The following is a 19,688-nucleotide window of genomic DNA, read 5'->3' as shown; positions in this document are numbered from 1 at the left end:
GACGAGTGACACGCAATACACGCGTACGGGGGTCGGAGACGGCCCCCGTCGCCGTCTGATCGGATCCTCACACGACCACGCAGGTTCCACCAGTTCGTTCCGCGGAACCCGCCCGTCCACGAGCGGCAGAAAAAGGACACATGGCCGCTTAGCCCGCAAAACAAAACGCCAGAAAGCAGACATTCGAGAGCGTTCAAAAGTCGGTGCAGTGGCCGGGGCGGGCATATACCAGGATCTGCGCACCGTGCACCGGGAGGCGCGCGCAGAGCTGGAAGTCGGACTTCAGTATCCTGCGTTTGATCTCCTCCTGAGGAAAGGGATCGAGCGGCTGGCCCACCGGGTCGGTCAGCGCGATGACCCGGTCGGCGGCGAGCATGCGGCGACGGATCGTCCCGGCGGGCAGTTCGGTGCCCTGGAGGGTGTGCGAGGCTGTCGGGGACTCGGCGAGCGCCAGGTCGTCCAGGCGGTCGAGGAGCGCCGGACGGGACAGCAGCCACTCCCGGCGCCGGGCGGGCATGAACAGGACGGCGTCCCCGTCCCGGGCCGACTTCTCGACGGCCCTGGCGACCGCGACCACGTCGTCCTTGCGGCTCTCGGGCGTGCGCACCTGCAGCGACCACGGCAGCAGCACCGCGACCGCCGCTCCGGCCGCCAGACAGGCCGTCAGGACGCGGGCCGGCCGCGCGAGTCGGCGGCTTCGCCGGACGGCATGGGCCAAGGCGGCGCCGGACAGCAGCGCCAGACCCGTCATCCCGTACAGGACGTAACGGTCCACGTACCACGGCCTGGCCAGGGAGACCAGCATGAGCAGACCGGTCGGGGCGAGCGGCAGCGGGAGCGCGAGGGCGGTCAGCTCCGACCCGCCGGGGCGGCGCAGCAGGAGGCGGCCGAGCGAGACGGTTACGACGCAGACGGCCAGGAACTGCAGCCAGGCGTTCAGGCCGGGCCGGCCGAGCCAGCCGAGCTGCCGGTCCGCCTGTCCCGCGCTCACCGCCATCAGCGGCAGCAGGGCGAGCGTCACCCCGGCCGCCGCAGTGCCCCAGCCGCGCCACACCCGCCACGGCACACGCAGCCGCCACAGCGTCAGCCCGTGGGCCACCAGCGACAGCGCGGCGAACTCGTGCAGCCAGCAGGCCACGGCCAGGATCACGCCGTACGCGGCCCACCAGCGGGCGGCCCCAGGCGTGCGAATGCCCCGCAGGAAGACGTACGTCGCCCAGGTGACACCCGCCGTGACCAGCGCGTACGAGCGGCCCTCCTGCGCGTACTGCTGCGTCACCGGCAGCAGCGCGAAGACCAGCCCCGCCAGCGTGCCGGCGAGCCGTCCGGACAGCCGGGCGCCCAACGCGCCGACCCCGGCCGCCGCGGCGGCGGTCGCCAGCACCGAGGGCAGCCGCAGGGCGAGGAGCCCGTTGTCCCACAGGGCGAAGACGGCGTGCATGAGGAGGTAGTACAGGCCGTGCACGGCGTCGATGTGGCCCAGCAGGCCCCACAGTTCACCGAGGGGGCGGTGGGCGACCTGGTAGGTGACGGACTCGTCGCGCCACATGCTGTCCTGCCGGTCGATCCCCCACAGGCCCAGGGCCAGCGAGGTCACGGCCGGGACGGCCAGGTGGACCGCCCGCGGCGTCCTTCCGCCGGGCCGGGCGGGCGTGGAGGGGCGGTCGTGGGTGTGGACGGCGAGCTCGGGGTCGGCTTGCTGAGTGATGGTCTCCTCCTGGTGATCAGCAGTGGTCGCCGCGCTCGTACACGTCGATCCGCGCGCTGCCGACGGCTCTGCCGGCGCACCGCGTGAAGTGGTCGCGCAGGGTCACTTCCTTCGCCGTCTCCCGCGCGTGGGCCTCGTGGCGCACCCGGGTGGGATCGCGCACCACGACGACCCGGGGGACGAGCAGGATCCGGTCGGGCAGGGCCGCGGCCGGCAACTCGGTGCCGTAGAGCGTGTGCGAGCGCTGCCGTGACTCGGCGAGCGCGAGATCGAACGCCCCGTACGAGGCGGGCTCGTGGCCGAACGCCCAGACCCGGCGGCTGGCCGGCACGAAGAGCACCCCGTCGCCCGGCATCGCCGTCTCCCGTACGGCGCGGGACACGGCGACGACGTCGTCGGTGCGGCTCTGCGGGGCGCGCAGTCGCGTCCCCACCGGCCCCACCGCGACCAGCACGGCGACGGCCGACACCAGGGCCACGACCCCGCGCGCCCGCACGGACCGCCACAGCGTGTCGAGAGCGGCGCCCACGAGCAGGGCGAGACCGGCCTGGGCGTACAGCACGTACCGGTCGACGTAGAGGGGTTTGACCGCGGACGCCAGCAGCAGCGAGGCCGGGGGCAGCAGAAGCAACGGGAGGGCGAGCGTGACCAGGGCGTGTTGCGAAAGTCCCGTCGTCCGCCCGGAGGGCGGGCCGGGCGTCGTCATGGGGGTCCCCCCGCGCGAGGTTGTTCGAGCGTGGGGGAGCGTGCTCTCGGCGTGCCGGGCGGAAGCCCTCGTACTGGTTGTACGTGGGCTTTCGCCCGGTGCGGCGAGAGGGCGTGCCAGGCGTCGCCCGGCTGGGGGTACCCCCTCTGGGGGAGGGACTTTCGCAACACGCCCTAGGGCTCTGGATCCCTTTGTCCGGCGGCTCACGGCCGCGCAGGCCGCGCCTACGGCCCCGATCAGGGCGAAGCCCAGTACGTCTCCGCCCAGGGACACGTCGATCCAGGCGACCTGCCGGGACTGACGCAGGCTCAGCAGCACGAGGGGGGTGACCGTTGCCACCGCGAGGCAGGCGGCCGTCGCCCATGCCGCGAGGATCGCTCCGGGCCGTCGGGCGGCGAGCAGGGCGACACCGTGGGCGGCGAGCGCGGGCAGCGCGAACTCGTGCAGCAGGCCGGACAGTACGGCCAGTCCGGCGTAGCCGGCCCACCACAGGCGGCGCCGCGCGGCGCACGCCCGCAGCAGGACCCAGGTCTCGGCGACGACGAGCGCCGTCACCAGGGCGTACGAGCGGCCCTCCTGCGCGTAGCGCTGCACGGCGGGCAGCAGCGCGAACACCACACCGGCGGCCAGACCCGCGCGCGGTCCCGCGAGGCGGCGGCCCAGTGCGGCGACTCCTGCCGCCGCGCAGGCCATGGCCAGCACGGACGGCAGCCGCAGCGCGACGAGTCCGCCGTCCCAGAGCCGGAACACGCCGTGCATCAGCAGGTAGTAGCCGCCGTGCACCGCGTCGGCCACGCCGAGGGTCGCCCACAGGTCGGGCAGGGTCCGGTGGGCCATGTCGTACGTCACGGCCTCGTCCTGCCACAGGCTGCCCCGACGGCGTATGCCCCACAGCCCGAGGGCGACGGTCAGGACCGCCGGCGCCAGGACGGTGAGGTACGTCCGGGACTGCCGGCGTACCTCCGGCAGCCTCCCGTACGGGACGGACGCACGGGCCTGCGGGACGAGTTGTCGCACTGCGATGGCCGACTCCTTGGTCACTCGGAAGTAGGACGGGGAACCCCGTGTGACCTGGAGTCAAGTGGCCGGAAGATTGTTGGTCAGCCGCCGCGCGGCCCGCCTATCAATCCCGCTTGGCGTACGGTGAGGAGCTGTTCGGGAGCCTGAGGAATGCCTGCAGCACAAGGGGGACGGGTGGGGCGCTCCGAGAAGCCGCTGGATCCGACGGCGGGGCCGGTGCAGCGGTTCGCCCACGCGTTGCGCGAGCTGCGCCGGGAGGCCGGGAACCCCACCTACCGGGAGATGGCCCGCCGCACCGGCTACTCCGCCCCCACCCTCTCCGGCGCCGCCGCCGGCGAGCGGCCACCGTCACTGCCCGTCACCCTGGCGTACGTCGCGGCCTGCGGCGGCCGACCGGAGGACTGGGAGCGCCGCTGGCGTGAACTGACGCGGGAAACCGCCGCCCTTGCGGCCGGGCCCGACGAGGACGAGCCGGCCCCCTACCGAGGGCTGGCCCGGTTCGGGACCGAGGACGGTCACCTCTTCTTCGGCCGTGAGCAACTCGTGGCCGACCTGCTGGAGATGACCCGCAAGCACGACTTCGTCACGCTCGTCGGGCCGTCCGGGAGCGGCAAGTCCTCACTGCTGCGCGCCGGACTCGTACCGGCGTTACGCCTCCTCGGCGAGGACGACGGCCGCCCGGCCGCCATCCGGATCTGCACGCCGGGCAGCACGCCCCGCACCACCCACGGCGCGCTGCTCACGCCGGCCGAGAGCGACGCCCCCACCGTGCTCGTCGTCGACCAGTTCGAGGAGGTCTTCACGCTCTGCCGCGATCCGTCGGAGCGGGCGGAGTTCGTCCGGGATCTGCTTCCCGCCCGTCCGGGCGGCGCCGGGCACCGGCTGCGCGTGGTCGTCGCGATCCGGGCGGACTTCTACGGCCACTGTGCCGACCACCCCCGGCTGGTCGAGGCGCTCAACGCGGCGACGCTGCTGGTGGGTCCCATGTCCCCGGAGCAGGTCCGGGAGGCGATCGTGAAGCCGGCCGCGGCCGCACGCCTGGTCGTGGAGCGCGCGCTGACCGCGCGGATCGTCTCCGACGTGGCGCAGGAGCCCGGCGCGCTGCCCCTGATGTCCCACACCCTGCTGGAACTGTGGCGCCGTCGCCGGGCCCGCACGCTGACGCTCGATGCGTACCGGTCGATCGGAGGCGTCCAGGGCGCCGTGGCTCATACGGCCGAGGAGCTCTTCCGCGGCCTCTCCGAGGCGCAGGTCGAGCTCGCCCGGTCGATGCTGCTGAGGCTGATCACTCCGGGCGACGGGGCACCGGACACCCGGCGGCCCGCCGACCGGGCCGAGCTGGTCCGTTCCGAGGAGGCGGAGGCCCTTCTGGAGGCGCTGGTCGGGGCGCGGCTCGTGACCGTCGACGGCACCACCGTGGACCTCACGCACGAGGCGCTGATCACCGCCTGGCCACGGCTGCGCGACTGGGTGGAGAGCGACCGCGAGCGGCTGCGCGTCCAGCGGCGGCTGACGGAGGCGGCCCGGGAGTGGGAGCAGTTGGACCGGGACCCGGGGGCCCTGTACCGGGGTACCCGTCTGATGGCCGCCCGCGCCGCTTTCGTGAGCGCGGACGGCCTGGCGGGCGACTTGACGCCGCTGGAGCGGGAGTTCCTCACCGAGAGCATCCGCAGCGGGCGCTTCCAGCCGGTCGTGGTCACGCTGCGGCGATTCGTCCGGAGCCGCTGGTGGCTGGTCCTCCGCGTCGCCCTGCTGTCCTCGGTGGTGATCTGGACCGTCTGGTTCCTCAACCGCGACCACCCGTGACCGGGCCGCCCCCGGGGTTGGTTCAGGAGCGGTCGAGCACCGCGCGGGCGGCGTCCAGATGCCGCTGCTTGGCCGACGCCACCTCGGCGAAGTACTCCTTGTGCCGGCGGATGTCACGTTCCTGGACGGCCACTTCGGTTTCCCTGAGCAGTTTCACGAGGCCGACCCGGTCCTTGCACCTCACATCCGCCTCGGCTGTTTTCCGTTCCGCGCGCGAGGGCTTCTCGGAATTCGCCCAGCGCGGATCCTCGCCGACGGTGTAGAAGTCCTTGTACTCATGCCCCTGTTCGGCCATGCAGCGCGACCAGGAACGCACGGCGGCGCTCACGTCCGGATTCCTCAGCGCGGATTTCAGACTGCCGGAGCTGAGTTTGTCCACCAGGTCGTCGTCCACGTGTGTGCCGCGTGCGAGTTCGTCACCCGCCAGTCGGTAGCAGCCGTTCTCCGGGTCCAGCGCGTCGTTTCTCTCGTCCGCGTCCAGTGCGTTCTCACGGTCCATTTTCCGGGCCGTGACCTCGGTGGAACCCAAGAGCCGCGCGTTCGTGTGGTATCCCATCTCGGTGGCGACCGGCATCTCGATGACGCCGTAACGGCGGCGGTTGCGCAGGTCGGGGAATCGCCCGCGTTCGTCGATGACGTCCCAGTCGTGCCCGCGCTTCTTCATGCACGCACGGGTCAGGACGTCCTTCGCGCTCTCGATCAGATAGATCTCGTTGACCGACAGCTGGTACGCGTCGAGCGGGAGGACCAGGTCACGGACCTCCTCGGTCGGCTCGGGCGCCGCGGCGAGCTCGGTTCTTGCGGGCTTCTCGGGCGAGGTGCCACAGCCCGTGGCGAGGAACAGGAGGGCCACGGCCCCCACCACCCAGTGCCTGATCATTCATCCACCTCGGTGAAGAACAGGGTGGCGCCGAGGAAGATCGGCGCCACCCTTCAGGGTCAGAGGAAGACCACGCAGCTGCCCTTGTTGTCGAAGTCGTTGTTGCTGAAGTCGCTGTCCACGCTGTTCGGATTCGCGGTGTAGCTGTCCCCGGTGCACGAGGAGGTGCCACCTTTGTCCCACATGCCGACGTAGGAACCGGTGTTGTTCCGCATCGAGCTGCCGCCGTTGTTCATGATCTGCTGAGTACCGGCCCAGTACTTGTTGTTCAGGTTCCGGTCGGTGCCGGAGAAGTTCGCGTGCATTCCGTCGTAGTTGTCGTGCTGGTAGATCACGAAGTACGCCCGCGTCCCCGAATCCGCCGCCTCCGCCGTCGCCGTCATCCCGAAGACGGACGCGGCGGAAAGGGCGAGAACACCGATCGACATGCCGAGCTTGCGCTTCACGCATTCCTCCCGTTCAAGTGGCCTGGACTGCGACGGATTCCGATCCGTCATGAACAGTTCATACGAACGGGAGTACGACGTACAGGTGATTAGAAAACGCTCGAATGTCGCCCCGGAATCCGTTCGGGACCCTAGTGCGCGGACACTTGTCCCGACTGTCCCGACTGTTCCGCGGCCCGGCCGGCCGGCCGGCGCGCGCCGTCGGCGTCGGTCGCCTCGACCGCGCGCGGACCGGACAGCAGACAGGTCATCCCGAAACCGAGCCCGACGACGGCCGCGCCGCCGACCGCGTCCAGGACCCAGTGGTTGCCGGTGACGACGATCGCGGTGACCGTGAAGAGGGGGTGCAGCAGGCCGAGGGCCTTCATCCACCACCTGGGAGCGAGGACGACGATGACGATGCCGCACCACAGCGACCAGCCGAAGTGCAGGGACGGCATCGCCGCGTACTGGTTGGTGAGTTCGGTGAGCGTGCCGTAGTCGGGCCGGGTGAAGTCCTGCGGGCCGTGGACCGTGTCGATGAAACCGAGGCCGGGCATCAGACGAGGCGGGGCGAGTGGGTAGAGCCAGAAGCCGGCCAGGGCGAACACCGTCGCGAAGCCGATCGCGGTGCGGGCCCAGCGGTAGTCGACGGGGCGGCGCCAGTAGAGGACGGCGAGGATCGCGAGCGGCACACCGAAGTGGAACGACTCGTAGTAGAAGTCGAAGAAGTTCCGGAGCCAGTCGACCTTCACGACGGCGTGGTTGGCCCAGTGCTCGATGTCGATGTGCAGGGCTCGTTCGATGGAGTGGATCTCCCTGCCGTTCTCCTCCGCGGTGACCCGGCCGGCCGAGTTGGAGTCGCCGGCCGCGGCGAGGCGGATCTGGGCGTAGAGGAAGTAGGTGACCCGGATCAGCAGCAGCTCGAAGAGCAGGTTCGGGCGACTGAGGACCCGGCGCAGGACCGGCGCCGGCGGGATGTGCCGGAAGCGGGACGGGACCGGGTCGGCGTACCGGGTCGGGATCGGCGTCTGCCAGTACGGCGAGGTGCGTGACAGGAACGGGACGACGGCGGCCGTGGCGAGGGCGGCCAGGAGGATCAGGTCGGCGCGCAGGGGGTGGAAGATCACCTTGTCCGGCACCATCATCTTCGCGGGCAGCGTCATCACCAGGACGACGGCGACCGGCCACACATACCGGTCGCCTGCCCGTCTGCCGACCTGTCCGACGACGGCGAGCAGCACCCACAGCAGCTGGTGCTGCCAGGCGGTCGGGGACACCACTATCGCGGCGCAGCCGGTGATCGCGACGGCGAGCAGGAGCTGCCCGTCGTGGGCGTACCGCACGGCGCGGCGCAGCGCGAGGACGGCGACGACGGCGCCGAGCACGAGGAAGAACGCGATCTCCAGCGGGCCGGTCAGCCCCAGCCGGAGCAGGGCGCCGTGCAGGGACTGGTTGCCGAGGTCGTCGGCGCGTCCGCCGAGGCCGACGCCGGCCATGTGGTGCACCCAGTAGGTGTACGAGTCGCGCGGCATCGCCGCCCAGGCGAGCACCGTGCACGCGGCGAACGTGGCCCCCGTGGACAGCGCGGCCCGGCGCCGGCCGGTGAACCACAGCAGCGGGGTGAACAGCAGCAGGGTCGGCTGGAGCGCGGCCGCGAGGCCGATGAGCACGCCGCTGGCCCGTTCGCCCCGTACGGCGAAGCAGCCGAGGAGGACGAACAGGACCGGGATGATGCTGGTCTGGCCGAGGTAGAGGGTGTTGCGCACCGGCAGCGACAGCATCAGCACGCTGACCGCGACGGGCGCGGCGAGCAGCGAGGTCCGCCGGCTCACGGGCTGCGGCAGGGCACGGGCGGCGACCAGTCCGAGGGCGGCGACGAGCAGCAGCGTGCCGAAGGTCCAGCCCCAGCCGAGGGCCTGTTCGGCGGCGCGGGTGAGAGGTTTCAGGACGAGTCCGCCGAACGGGGTACCGGTGAACTGCGTCGACTCGTACAGCGAGCCCTTCACATGCAGGACGCCTTCCGGCCCGACCCAGGTCTCCAGGTCCGTCAGCCGCTCCCCGCGCGGTGTACCGAGGACGACGGCCACCTGCCGTACGCCGAGTATCGCGGCGATCAGCCACAGCCCGAGCCGGGCCGCCCGTACCCGCGCCTGGACCACCCCTACGGCCGTGGCTCCTGCCAGCGCCTCCGCCGCTCGCCCACCGCGCTCCGCGTTCGCCACGCCCGTCGGCCTCCCGCCCCGGTCGTCTCACGTCCCACGCCTGCACCGCCCCCGGGAGAGACGCCGGCAACCCCCGCTTCACCTGGCGTCTGCTCTCCTTTTGTCCGGTTGACGATAGTCCCGCACCGATGGCTCCGCCTCCCCTGGGTCCCGCCCAATGGCTCGGGGGCGGCGGTTCGATGGCGGGTGCGGGTTGTGGAGGGTTGCTCGCGCAGTTCCCCGCGCCCCTGAAGGTCGGCCTCGCGGCCGCCCACCCAGGGGCGCGGGGCTGTATCAATATGCGGCTCCGCCGCGTGGGCGCGACCGGCCACACGCGACCCGCACCCGCCATCGCACCGTCGGCCGCCTGCACAGGTGGCGTGAATCCACCATCCTGGGAATCAGTGCCGCGCAACACGGGTAGTTAGCGCACCTAACTAGCCATACGAAAGGCAAGGCGATGAGCGAGTCGCAGCTCTGGGACGACGTCGACGAGTACTTCTCCGCCCACCTCTCCCCCGAGGACGACACCCTCCAGGCGGCCCTGCGCGACAGCGACGCCGCCGAACTCCCGCACATCAACGTCACCCCGTCCCAGGGCAAGCTCCTCCAGCTCCTCGCCCAGATCCAGGGCGCCCGCAACATCCTGGAGATCGGCACCCTCGGCGGCTACAGCACCATCTGGCTGGGCCGCGCCCTGCCCGCCGACGGCCGGCTGATCTCGCTGGAGTACGACCCCAAGAACGCCGAGGTCGCCACCCGCAACCTCGCCCGGGCCGGCCTGGACAAGATCGTCGAGGTGCGGATCGGCCCGGCCCTGGAGTCGCTGCCCAAACTGGCCGACGAGAACCCGGCCCCCTTCGACCTGGTCTTCATCGACGCCGACAAGGCCAACAACCCGCACTACGTCGACTGGGCGCTCCGCCTCACCAGCACGGGCAGCCTGATCATCGTCGACAACGTGGTGCGCGGCGGCCGCGTCGCCGACCCCGACAGCACCGCCCCGGACATCCGCGGCACCCGCGCCGCGATCGAACTGATCGGCAGCCACCCGAGGTTGAGCGGTACGGCGATCCAGACGGTGGGCGCCAAGGGCTACGACGGCTTCGCCCTGGCCCGCGTGCTCGCGTGAGCGCCGGGGCGGCTCAGGCCTCGTGATAGAAGCCGACGTTGACGCTGCGCGGCGCGGTGCGGTCCTGGACGACGATCTCGCCGCTGCCGCCCCTGGGCAACGGCACGGTCCCGCCGTAGCCGATCGGCTGCGCGTACTCCCCCACCGTCAGCCGCACCTCGGAGGACGGGTCGGGCTGCGAGCCGCGCAGCCAGCTCACCTGCCACGCCCCGTCCGGCCCGCACAGGAACTCCAGGTGGACCCGGGAGACGAACAGCCAGTCGTCCGGCGTGGCCAGCCGGCACACCGTCTTGTCCCGGCCCACCCGCAGCACGGCACCCGGCTCGCTGGGCGCGTCGGCCATGAGCATGCCGGCCGTGGCACCCTCGTCCGCCGCGGACACGGCGGCCATGGTGAGTTCGAGCACGTGCGCTCCTCCTGAAACATCCTTGAGGGGCGGCCGTTTTGGCCACCGACGCCGCATGATAAATCGCCCGGCACCGCCGCGTCCGGCACAATGAACTCATGACCGAGCGAAAGCCCCCCGGTGTCCCGTTCGAGTCCTGGGTCGACAAGCAGATCCAGAGGTTTCTACAAACACTCGCTCTGACCAGCACAGATGACTGTGCGTAGATCTGGGCATGAGTAGACCCCCTGGCCATCGGCGCAACCAGGGGGTCAGTCTCGGGGGAAGTCAGTCAGTTGAGGGGGTCAACATCCGTGCTGACACCTCCCTCGTGGTCGTCGTCTGCCTGCTGCGCCAAGAGCCGCTCCCCTCTGCACTCCGCCACGTCCACAGTCTGATTGGCGGAGAAGCACAGGGTGTAGAGCGACCGAACTAGCTCATCCTTCGTTGCCTTGGGGTTCGTCACACGAGCCATGGCACGCTCGATGTCTCGCTTGACCATGCTCAGAATGCGCTCTTCCCTACCCTCTGCCATGGCAGCGATCACGCCCCCCGGTTGGCAGTAACCCACCTTGCCCGACCCGTCAGCCGGCATCCGCTGTAGCTGCACAGTCCCTCTCCCCGGTTCGTTCCACACCTGGATTCCAAGGCTACGGCACCTTGCTACAGCTTGCTATCCCTCGCCATGGATGATCACAGCACGCAGTGTTGAGCTATGGCAGAGCTTGATCCCACTCGCGCCAAGTGGGTGCAGATGGTGGCCGTGATCGAGTCCCGTATCAGCGATGGGACCTATCCGGTCGGATCCAAGCTGCCCGGCATCCTCGCTCTGTGTGCCGAGTTCAGCGTTGCCCAGGTGACTGCAAGGAAGGCCCTGGCAGATCTGCGGGACCGCGGTGTCATCCGCACTGAGAACGGCATAGGTTCGTTCGTCCTCTGAGGTCTGTCTCGTGTCCGGCCTCTGACACTCAGACCTGTTTCAGGTGGCACGCATCTAAAGCGTGCCGGCATTCCCTACGCCTATACAGGTATTCCCGTACGTACACACCTGGGGTAATGGGTGAAAAAGCCGTACGAGGACCCGCCGGGGGCGCCTTCCTTCGATCGTGTACAGGTTTCACACTTTTCATGATCGGAAACAGCCCCGTATTCAGCCCACGTATGTCGTGGTGTACGGGTATCAGATTTCTAGCGATCAAGAACCTAAGGGGTCCAGCAAATCCCATTCAGTCGCATTTGACACAGTAAGGGCTTTGTCGTTGAACCAAGAGGAATGGGTAAAGAAGTGGTCGGGAAGGGCGCCGGCTCTGCCGGATGAGGTTCTGGCTCGTGCCCTTGCTCAGTTTGGCATTACGCTCCACAGACAGGACACAGAGGAGCCGAAGGTAAACACAAAATCCGGGGACCCCGGCAGCCAAAAGGCGCCAGAATCCCCGGAAATGTGTCAGTGCTCCCAGTTGGCAAACCCGTCCGCCTTGGCAAGGAAATGCTGAGGCTTAGGATTATGGTTGAATTCCTCCGTGACCGGTTGATTAGGATTGGGCTCAATGAGGCCGGGCACCTTCACAATCCAACCCAGGTAATCGAGTCCCTGAGAGGCTTCGAATGTCAGCTTGCCATCCTCGGTAAGCTGCCAGTGTTCGAGGTTATCACCCTGGGAATGCCCATACCGCGGGCGAGTGTCCATCTCCCCGGCTGACACACACCAGGTGAACAAACCGGTATGCCTCTCCAGAGTCGCCTTGGCCTCCATGGCAGCCTTATACAGGCGCTCCCAGTCCTCACGCGCCTTGGCAGCCTTGGCAGCTTCCTTGAGGCCCATGGGTACTAGCTCTGCCTTGATACCCTCCGCATACTCCTGCTGAGCCTTAGACACTAGTGCCTCAAGAGCCGGCACCATGCGCTTGTATTCGTCCACCTTGGCCTCAATGGGGTGCAGCACGGCGTTACTGTCCGGCAGAGGCTTACCGGACGCAGCAGCCTCTATCTCCTGCTTCCTGAGTTCCTTTTCAGCCTCACGGACAGCAGGCACGTGATAGACATACTGATCCAAGGCATTCAGAGTCCGCTTAGGGGCGTACCGGCTATTGTCCTGCCGGTACTGATCCAGCCTGGCCCTGGCATCCTCATACGCCTTCCTAAGCGCCTTGACCTTGGGAGACAGGGGAAGATCCTGCGGGGGCTCAACAATGTACTCAGTCATAGCAACTCCAACGTTCGTAGTCAGTACGTTCCTTACTCTCCCCGGACAATGAAGTGTCCGGCCCGTATAGCCTCATACACTTCATGGGGTGTCATGTCATTCAGCTCTGCGTGCTCTTGTCCCGCTGTAAGAGCCTCTGTGGTGCTGTCATCCATGGCGTTCCTCCTAGGCCGTGAGGGCAGACAAATACCTAGCGCCAGTGCGCTCACTGACCTTGAATGCCTTGGCAAGAGTCTTGGCAGTGACCTTCTCGCCCACAGCATCGAGATTGAGCGCAGCATCCCGCAGAGCCGCTAGTGAGGGCTTGGAACGGCCCTTGGGAAGAGTCGCCAGGCACTCATCAGAGGGAGAATCCTCGGTATCGCTTTCGTCACTGTCAGAGCCTTCCTGTCCCTGATCCTGCTCAGTGACACTGACAGTGGACTTAGGCAGTGCAGCCAAATGCAGCATGTGCGCAGCAGCGAGAGCCGGCACAGAGGACACAGCAGCAACCAGCCACGGCCCAGAGGTCATGTAGCCACTGGAGATAAGGTGCCCGACAACCTGAGCAGACAAAGCCAGACTCAGGGCTACCCCACTGCCAGCAATTGCCGAGACACGCCCCTTTGTGCCACGGGGTCGGTTAGCCGCCATTACGGCACTGGCCGCACTGTAGACCGAAAGCGTGAGCGGCATGAGGAATTCAAATCCGCCAGTAAAGCCGGAGCTTCGCGCTAGCCGAATCTCCGCCGGCATGCTGATAACCAAGGCGCTGATGAGAACGAGCGGCTTGGAAAGGGCCGCGGTAAGCCTGGCGTACAGAGGAGTGTGGTTCATTGCCATGCGTTCCAATCGCTAGAGGATGACGGAGCGAATAGCCGCTCGCACGTCAGGGTCAGTGATGTTCTTGAGAGCCTTGGTCAGTGGGATCCCAAGGCACTTGGCCATAAGGATCTGAGAGCGCAGGCTTGGCGTGCGCTCCCCGTAAAACCATTTGGTTACAGCCTTGTATGTGATTCCGGTAGCCTCGGCAATCTCGGCGTAACCGATACCGCGGGCACGCCTTATCGCGTCCCAACTAGTCCGATCCCAAAGATTGATGTCTGACATAGCAATCACTCCAATGGAGGAAAACGAGGGAATAGTGAGCACAAAAAATGACCCCGGCCTCTGCGTCATGGGAAACACAGAGACCAGGGCCACTTACCTAGGCAACCCAGGGCCAGAACCTAGGAGAGGGGGGAGCATGACTACGACCACACAGAGGAGAAGTCGAGAGAGGAGAAAGCCTGTGTTCTCTTCTTCTACCTATGACGTCGGTGTCACTCGGTGGGGTGTTGAGACACAAAGTGAGGGAACTGAGAGCTAGATCACGGGAGAGTGGCTGTCCGTGGCTCCGAGCCCCAGGCCCAACCCAGAGGCCACAGAGGGACCTTGACGCGCTGTACGCCCCCCTGAGGGCCGTACAGAGGCTCAGATGGGCAGAGAGACCAGGAAGCTACTCAGAGGCCACTACGGAGCCGTACAGAGGTTCTGCGCGGTGCGGGACAATCTCTAGTCGAGACAAGCTCTCCACTCGACTAAGTCTCGCGTTTCGCTGCCAGTCCCAAAGGACTGGCTAGCTCAACTCTCCCTCTCTCCGTTCGGTCGTTGCCTTGGCTGTCTGAGATCCCCAAAGATCGAAGACAGATCTACTTACTTAGATGAATGTTCCTACCCAATCTCTTAAGGAGATTGGGTTTGTATGTTTGGGGGGTTGTTCTGACCCTCCCTGTAGAAGGTTGCTACGACCCTCCCTTGTAGAGGGTCATCCTGGCCTCAGGTGCCTAGGGAGGGTTCTTACGACCCTCCCTCTACCCATTCTCTCTGGACACCGATGTGCCGAACCTTGGTACCGCTCATCCCAGGGCGCACCGCGGGGCGCATGCCGTTCTCTCGGATCCAACCGTCCTTGGTAAGCCGGCTCAGCCTCTTTCGGAAGTTGGCCAGGTCTATGTTGGCTTCCTCGGCCAGGGTCTCATTAGAGGCAGTGCAGCCAAGGCTATTGACACCACAGTGCAGCGCCACAACTCCAAGGGCTGTCTTGTCAGCATGGTTAAGGTCCGACCGGTAGACGTGGCGCAGGTAGTCCATGTTCCGGTCTGTCATGTCAATCCAGTCGGTGTCACTGATGAGAACGAGACCATTCCTGCCAATGGCCTCTGACACTTCCTCCTGCTCCGTCTCGGATCCGTAGACCTCTGCCAGGATCTCTTCAAGTTCCTCAGGAGAAGGCATGGCCGGCTCTTCCTCGGCCGGCTCATTACCTTCACACTGCGCCCCGATTACATTGTCAGAGAATCCCGGGGAGAGGCACTCCCAAGGACTTGCAGCGCCCCAGGGATCTACGGCCGTTTCGTTACTCATCTGCTCAGTTGCCATTCGCGTTCCCAATCTTCACAAGGTTCCTGTCTACTTCCTTTGCCATGGCCTTTGTCATAGCGCTTGCCACTAGCCTTTCCGCCTCTGGATAGTCCACTTGCAGGAGACCAGCCACAAACCAAACTGCGGCATTGATAGCCATGACACCGCCCCAAGCCATCTGTCCAACACTTTCAATGGCAAATGCCCTCTCCGCCTCTGTCACTCCCTGTTCCTTCCTCGCACATGGCAAAGGGCACGTAACCTGTTGTCACGTGCCCTTACGGGGTACTGCTATTCGGTTGTCAGTTTCGGAGTTCCACCAGCAACTCTTCGGCAAGTATGTCAGTCAGGTACGCCTTGGCATACTCGGTGTCGAATGCTCCTGCTGAGGTCTGTGCGTAGATCTGTGCAGCGGTGTCCAGCGTCACCGCTCCGCCCGTTACCTGGTCTGCCAGGGTGTAGATCAGTTCTGCCAGTACCTCTGCGTATGCATCCTTCCAGTCTTCCGAGTGCTCCGAACCGTTCTCGTCTACGTAGAGCGTCATGCTAGGGTGTCTCCCCTCCGAAAGGAGACACAGGGAGTGTTCTGATTGGTAGTCGGGCACTCCCTGTGTCATGTTCAACGACGGTGTCATTCCTCGGTCAGTAGGCCGCTCTGCCTCAGAGCCTCTGTGACCTCTGCCAGAGCCTCTGCGTCTGCTCCCTCACTGCGGAGCCTCTCCAGATCCTCGGCCAAGGGGACCGGTTCCGGAGTGACCTTGAAACTCTTCCGGCCCACCTCAACGCGGTAGCCCGATTTGATCAGTTGCTGCCTCTTGCCCTCAAGGTCTAGGCCGGCCCACAGTTCCTGGAAGGTCTGGCCGGTTAGCTTCTCCTGCCAGCGACCCTCAATTACAGGCTCCGCTGCCAGCTCATCCCTACGTGCCATGAGTGAGTGCATGAGGTTCCGGAACTCTTCCTGAGCGTCGTCCCAGAGTCCAGCCACAGAGTCTCGCCTAAGCCGGGCAATGCGACTCTTGACGTCCCCAAGTTCCTTGCTGTGGTCAGTGCCAGGCACCCATACCCTCTCAGTGACGGGCCGGTTGCCGTACCGGTCAAGAAAGTAGATCTCTACCCACCCTTCTACTTCCTCGGCACGGATACTGACGCCTCGGCACCTGTCTTCTTTGGGCCAGGCCCCGCAGACGTAGTAGCGGTACTCAACTCCGTTGCTGCGGATGTTGCCCTTATGGGCAGCCTTGGACTGGCACTCTCCGCAGTAGACGACTCCATACAGAGGTGACGTTCCGTTGACTCGGCGTACCTTGGTTTGCGTCCGTGCCTCTACGGCTGCTTGCAGCGCCTGCCATTCGTCATCAGCGAAGATGGGCTCTGCCACCATGACAGGCTTCCCTTGGCTGTCATAGAGCACTTCCCCCTTGTGCTTCTTCTGACCGAGTAGGGCAGGATCACTCAGCAGTGACTTGACTGTGGTCTCGCTCCACTGTTCCGGTACGCCTTCCTCAGCACCCCTACGGTGAACAGGCTTGCCCTTACGGATCCTGGCCCTGTCACGTGCCGTGTGTTCGCCCTTCTCGTTCAGGGCCTTGGCCACAGCGAAGAACGACTGTCCGTCAAGGATCTGCTCACGCATGAAGTGGAGAACCTTGACCATGTCAGGGTCCTGCTCAAGGTAGGTGGCTGTCTTGCCATCGACGTACCGTTGCACTGGCACGTATCCGAACGGAGGGATACCCCCCGTCCATCGAGCGGTGAACCTGCGCCGTTCGTGGCTGTCACGGGTGCGCACCTTGATTCGGCGTAGTTCGTTCGCCGGCCCAAGTCCCTTGGCATGAAGGATCAGACGCCCTTCCGGAGTCTCCATCTGCCGGGTGAACTCAGGGTCATCCAGGACAATGACCTTCTTACTGTGTTCGATAGCCCAGAACACAAAGGCCATGAAGTGGATGTCATCACGGGACAATCGGTCCTGAGTGGAGACCCACAACTCATCCCACTTGGACAGACCCTCATTCACCAGCCACGGCCCGAGGCTCTTCCGGTGGAACGGGTCAACGTCACCGGACACCGACAGATCTACAGCAGTGCCAACAACCGTGACACCCTCTGTCTCTGCTCTCTGGCGTAGCTTCTCATCCTGAGACTCGATGCTGTCTGACTTCTCGTTCTTGTCGTCAGAGATGCGCTCCGCGAACAGGACCCTACGCACTGGCTGACCCTCTCCCCCAGGGGTTCGGCCCCGTGCCGTTCCCTCTGTCTCCATGGTAGCGGATTTTTGTCAATCAGTCTGGATCCATAAGCAGATCCAAGACGCGCAGCAGCGCGGCGACTTCGACAGACTGCCCGGAGCCGGCAAACCCCTGCCGAACGACCTGGAATCCCCGTACGACGAACTGTGGTGGGTCAAACGCAAGATGGCCCGCGAGGGCCTGTCGGTCCTGCCCCCGGCGCTGGCCCTGCGCAAGGAGGCGGAGGACGCCCTGACGGCGGCCTACGCGGCCCGGTCCGAACCGGCCGTCCGGAAGATCATCACGGACGTCAACGCCAAGATCCGCGACATGCTCCTCAAGCCGCCGCCCGGCCCTCCCCTGGGCCGCAAGCCGTACGACGTGGAACAGGTCGTACGGGAGTGGCGGGAGAGGCGCCGGACAGCAGGTGGGTCACATGCGCCGGGAGTGTCAGAGGCGTAGCAGCCGTTCCGCCAGCTCCCGGTAGTCCCGCAGCGCGAGCCGCAACTGCTCGGTGTCGGCCTGCTCGTCCGCCGCCTGCCAGGACGTACGCAGCGTCCGCCGCCGCTGCGCCATGGCCTCGCCGACCCGCCCGACGAGGTCCTCGACCAGCTGATCGGCCTCCTCGACGGCGCCCCGGGGAGCGTCGACGAACCCGGCGACGGCGTGCTGGAGCCTGAGCTCGAACTTGTCGGACTCCTCCCGGGGCACCAGCACTTCGCGCCCGGCCCTAGTCACCTCTGTCATGCCCCTCAACTCCCCTTCGCGTGACGGCCGGTGAAGCCCCATGGCAGATGGCGCCCGTGGGCACCCCGCCGGTACTCCCGTCCCTCCCCGGCCTTCTCCCGCGAGCCCCCACGCCGCCGCTCGACCGGCCCGGTCAGCTCCTCGAACAACCCCCGGCCCTCGACCATCGCCTCGCGCATCTCCTCCGTACCCGGCCCGCCACCGTCCGCCCCCTCACTCACCCGCGCGTGGGCGACCCGGTGCACATGCCGGTACCCCTGCACATGGCGCGCATGGTGCACGGACAGAGCGGAGAGCTGCTCCTCGTACTGCGCCCCGTCCGGAAACCCGCGTGCCCGCGCCAGATCCGCGAGCACCCGGTCCGCCTCTTCGACGGCACCCTTCGGCGACTCGACGAAGTGCTCCTGGGCAGCCGTCCACCGAGCCTCGAACCGCTCGGCCTCCTCCGGCTCCAACGCCCGCTCCCGCAGCCCCCCGTGCCGCTCCACCCGCTGGGCGAGCTCCCGTTCGGCGGCCCTGACGTCCCCGTCGTGCCGGGCCACGGCCCGCTCGTACTCGGGCCCGAAGCGCCGCTTCAGCCCCCGCCCGCTCCGCGTACTCCTCGAAGCAAGGGCGGCCGCACCGAGTACCACGACAACGGCCACCACCACGACCAAAATGATCACACCTGTGGACATGTATGCCGGGTTGCCCGCGGGAAGCCCCTCAAACGGCCACCAAAACAACCACCCCCGGCGTGTCGATTCGGCGGCGCCCCGATCGACGTCATGGTGAAAGGCGTTGACCGCACAACGAAGGGAAGGACCATGTCACTCGCCCGCGTCCACAACTTCTCCATCTCACTGGACGGCTTCGGCACCGGTGAGGGCCAGAGCCGGGAGACACCGTTCGGCCACGCCGGTGAACGGCTGCACGAGTGGATGTTCGCCACCGGCTTCTGGCACAGCATGACCGGCCGCACCGGCGGAGGCGGCGGCATCGACGACGCCTTCGCCCGGCAGCACGGCCCGGGGATCGGCGCCGAGATCATGGGTGCCGGGAAGTTCGGCCCGCCCGGATGGCACAAGGACCCGGAGTGGAAGGGCTGGTGGGGCCCCAACCCGCCCTTCCACACGCCGACCTTCGTCCTCACCCATCACCCTCGCCCGTCGATCGAGATGGAGGGCGGCACGACGTTCCACTTCCTCGACGCGTCGCCCGCCGATGCCCTCGCGACGGCCCGCGAGGCCGCGGGCGACCAGGACGTACGCATCGGCGGCGGTGTCACCCTGCTCCGCGACTTCCTCGCCGCCGACCTCATCGACCACATGCACATCGTGGTGGCCCCGATCCTGCTCGGCCGAGGCGAACGCCTCTGGGACGGCCTCGAAAACCTGGAACAGACCTACGACATCGAGTCCGTCTCCGCCCCCAGCGGAGTCACACACCTGACCTTCACCCGCAAGTAGCAGGGCTTCGCACTGACGACGATGGGAACCCCCCGCACCCGCCCACGGCGGCAAGGGGCCGTGTCGGGGGGTGTCCGCCCGCAGCGGCGGGCGTCAACGCAGAGCACATCTCAAAGCAACCGAGCCGCCCGACCGAGGACGGACACCCCCCGGCGCGGCCCCGCCCCCCAACGAACCGCAAGGCGCTACGCGAACCCCCACTCGCCGAGACGGGCCGCCGCAGGCATCTCAGGGGCGCGGGGCTGTATCGATATGCGGCTCCGCCGCGTGGGCGCAAAAACGCCCGCCCCCACTGCGCCCGCGCAGGCCGCCGCAGGCACCCCCGCTCAACCGCCGGAGGCACGCGGCTGCTCACGATCAGACCCGCACAACTCCTCATTGATCTCCCGCACCAACTGCACCAGATCAGTAGAC

At 66.9% G+C, this 19,688-nt stretch carries 21 protein-coding genes; 5 read left to right on the top strand and 16 right to left on the bottom strand.

Going from position 1 to position 19,688, the window contains the following annotated elements:
* Nucleotides 1-193: 193 nt before the first annotated feature.
* Together L0P92_RS18080 and L0P92_RS18075 are read right to left on the bottom strand one after the other, a co-directional pair.
* Nucleotides 194-1,597 (bottom strand): glycosyltransferase family 39 protein, encoded by a 1,404-nt coding sequence (locus L0P92_RS18080; RefSeq protein WP_234763772.1) that lies wholly within the window; start codon nucleotides 1,595-1,597, stop codon nucleotides 194-196.
* A 127-nt stretch (nucleotides 1,598-1,724) separates the two neighbouring features.
* Nucleotides 1,725-3,431 carry a glycosyltransferase family 39 protein gene (locus tag L0P92_RS18075; protein ID WP_234763771.1) on the bottom strand — a complete coding sequence of 569 codons (1,707 nt, stop codon included), beginning with the start codon at nucleotides 3,429-3,431 and terminating at the stop codon, nucleotides 1,725-1,727.
* 177 nt (nucleotides 3,432-3,608) lie between these two features.
* Between L0P92_RS18075 and L0P92_RS18070 the strand changes: the two genes are divergently transcribed.
* A complete protein-coding gene (locus tag L0P92_RS18070; protein ID WP_234763770.1) occupies nucleotides 3,609-5,240 on the top strand; it encodes a helix-turn-helix domain-containing protein in 1,632 nt (543 codons plus the stop codon).
* A 22-nt stretch (nucleotides 5,241-5,262) separates the two neighbouring features.
* Here the strand turns inward: L0P92_RS18070 and L0P92_RS18065 are convergent, their stop codons facing one another.
* The 3 genes from L0P92_RS18065 to L0P92_RS18055 form a co-directional block, all read right to left on the bottom strand.
* Entirely contained in the window at nucleotides 5,263-6,120 is an 858-nt protein-coding gene (locus L0P92_RS18065) for a hypothetical protein (protein WP_234763769.1), read from the bottom strand.
* Between the two features lie 59 nt (nucleotides 6,121-6,179).
* A complete protein-coding gene (locus L0P92_RS18060) occupies nucleotides 6,180-6,566 on the bottom strand; it encodes a peptidase inhibitor family I36 protein (RefSeq protein WP_234763768.1) in 387 nt (128 codons plus the stop codon).
* 131 nt (nucleotides 6,567-6,697) lie between these two features.
* Nucleotides 6,698-8,770 carry a bifunctional glycosyltransferase 87/phosphatase PAP2 family protein gene (locus L0P92_RS18055; protein WP_234763767.1) on the bottom strand — a complete coding sequence of 691 codons (2,073 nt, stop codon included), beginning with the start codon at nucleotides 8,768-8,770 and terminating at the stop codon, nucleotides 6,698-6,700.
* Between the two features lie 439 nt (nucleotides 8,771-9,209).
* Here L0P92_RS18055 and L0P92_RS18050 point away from each other — a divergent pair, with 439 nt between their 5' ends.
* A complete protein-coding gene (locus L0P92_RS18050) occupies nucleotides 9,210-9,881 on the top strand; it encodes an O-methyltransferase (protein WP_234763766.1) in 672 nt (223 codons plus the stop codon).
* Between the two features lie 13 nt (nucleotides 9,882-9,894).
* Here L0P92_RS18050 and L0P92_RS18045 read toward each other — a convergent pair whose 3' ends face one another.
* Nucleotides 9,895-10,287: a hypothetical protein gene (locus tag L0P92_RS18045; protein ID WP_234763765.1), complete on the bottom strand. Its 393-nt coding sequence runs from the start codon at nucleotides 10,285-10,287 to the stop codon at nucleotides 9,895-9,897.
* Between the two features lie 271 nt (nucleotides 10,288-10,558).
* Entirely contained in the window at nucleotides 10,559-10,813 is a 255-nt protein-coding gene (locus tag L0P92_RS18040) for a hypothetical protein (RefSeq protein WP_234763764.1), read from the bottom strand.
* Between the two features lie 168 nt (nucleotides 10,814-10,981).
* Between L0P92_RS18040 and L0P92_RS18035 the strand changes: the two genes are divergently transcribed.
* Entirely contained in the window at nucleotides 10,982-11,206 is a 225-nt protein-coding gene (locus L0P92_RS18035; protein WP_234763763.1) for a GntR family transcriptional regulator, read from the top strand.
* A 504-nt stretch (nucleotides 11,207-11,710) separates the two neighbouring features.
* Here L0P92_RS18035 and L0P92_RS18030 read toward each other — a convergent pair.
* From L0P92_RS18030 to L0P92_RS18005, 7 genes are all read right to left on the bottom strand, one after another.
* Nucleotides 11,711-12,469 (bottom strand): hypothetical protein, encoded by a 759-nt coding sequence (locus L0P92_RS18030; protein ID WP_234763762.1) that lies wholly within the window; start codon nucleotides 12,467-12,469, stop codon nucleotides 11,711-11,713.
* 165 nt (nucleotides 12,470-12,634) lie between these two features.
* Nucleotides 12,635-13,300, bottom strand: coding sequence for a hypothetical protein (locus L0P92_RS18025; RefSeq protein WP_234763761.1), 666 nt, complete (start codon nucleotides 13,298-13,300; stop codon nucleotides 12,635-12,637).
* Between the two features lie 3 nt (nucleotides 13,301-13,303).
* Nucleotides 13,304-13,558 (bottom strand): helix-turn-helix domain-containing protein, encoded by a 255-nt coding sequence (locus L0P92_RS45720; protein WP_372497280.1) that lies wholly within the window; start codon nucleotides 13,556-13,558, stop codon nucleotides 13,304-13,306.
* A 729-nt stretch (nucleotides 13,559-14,287) separates the two neighbouring features.
* On the bottom strand, nucleotides 14,288-14,869 hold the full coding sequence (locus tag L0P92_RS18020) for a hypothetical protein (protein ID WP_234763760.1): 582 nt from the start codon (nucleotides 14,867-14,869) through the stop codon (nucleotides 14,288-14,290).
* Nucleotides 14,859-15,074 (bottom strand): hypothetical protein, encoded by a 216-nt coding sequence (locus L0P92_RS18015; RefSeq protein WP_234763759.1) that lies wholly within the window; start codon nucleotides 15,072-15,074, stop codon nucleotides 14,859-14,861. The genes L0P92_RS18020 and L0P92_RS18015 overlap by 11 nt, the downstream gene beginning before the upstream one ends.
* A 79-nt stretch (nucleotides 15,075-15,153) precedes the next feature.
* A complete protein-coding gene (locus tag L0P92_RS18010) occupies nucleotides 15,154-15,396 on the bottom strand; it encodes a hypothetical protein (protein WP_234763758.1) in 243 nt (80 codons plus the stop codon).
* Nucleotides 15,397-15,482: 86 nt separating this feature from the next.
* Nucleotides 15,483-17,114, bottom strand: a complete 1,632-nt coding sequence (locus tag L0P92_RS18005) for a recombinase family protein (RefSeq protein WP_234763757.1) — start codon at nucleotides 17,112-17,114, stop codon at nucleotides 15,483-15,485.
* On the opposite strand from L0P92_RS18005, the gene L0P92_RS18000 reads away from it, so the two are divergent.
* Entirely contained in the window at nucleotides 17,113-17,541 is a 429-nt protein-coding gene (locus L0P92_RS18000; protein WP_234763756.1) for a DnaJ family domain-containing protein, read from the top strand. The genes L0P92_RS18005 and L0P92_RS18000 overlap by 2 nt on opposite strands.
* On the opposite strand, the gene L0P92_RS17995 is transcribed toward L0P92_RS18000, so the two are convergent.
* A complete protein-coding gene (locus L0P92_RS17995) occupies nucleotides 17,530-17,826 on the bottom strand; it encodes a hypothetical protein (protein WP_234763755.1) in 297 nt (98 codons plus the stop codon). The genes L0P92_RS18000 and L0P92_RS17995 overlap by 12 nt on opposite strands.
* Before the next feature lie 5 nt (nucleotides 17,827-17,831).
* Nucleotides 17,832-18,503 (bottom strand): hypothetical protein, encoded by a 672-nt coding sequence (locus L0P92_RS17990; RefSeq protein ID WP_234763754.1) that lies wholly within the window; start codon nucleotides 18,501-18,503, stop codon nucleotides 17,832-17,834.
* Nucleotides 18,504-18,632: 129 nt separating this feature from the next.
* Here L0P92_RS17990 and L0P92_RS17985 point away from each other — a divergent pair, with 129 nt between their 5' ends.
* Nucleotides 18,633-19,274, top strand: a complete 642-nt coding sequence (locus L0P92_RS17985) for a dihydrofolate reductase family protein (protein WP_234763753.1) — start codon at nucleotides 18,633-18,635, stop codon at nucleotides 19,272-19,274.
* Nucleotides 19,275-19,688: the final 414 nt, after the last annotated feature.

The organism is Streptomyces muensis, from assembly GCF_021474425.1.
GTDB lineage: Bacteria > Actinomycetota > Actinomycetes > Streptomycetales > Streptomycetaceae > Streptomyces > Streptomyces muensis.
Note: the sequence above shows the minus strand (reverse complement) of the source record. Positions and strands in the feature narration are given on the sequence as shown.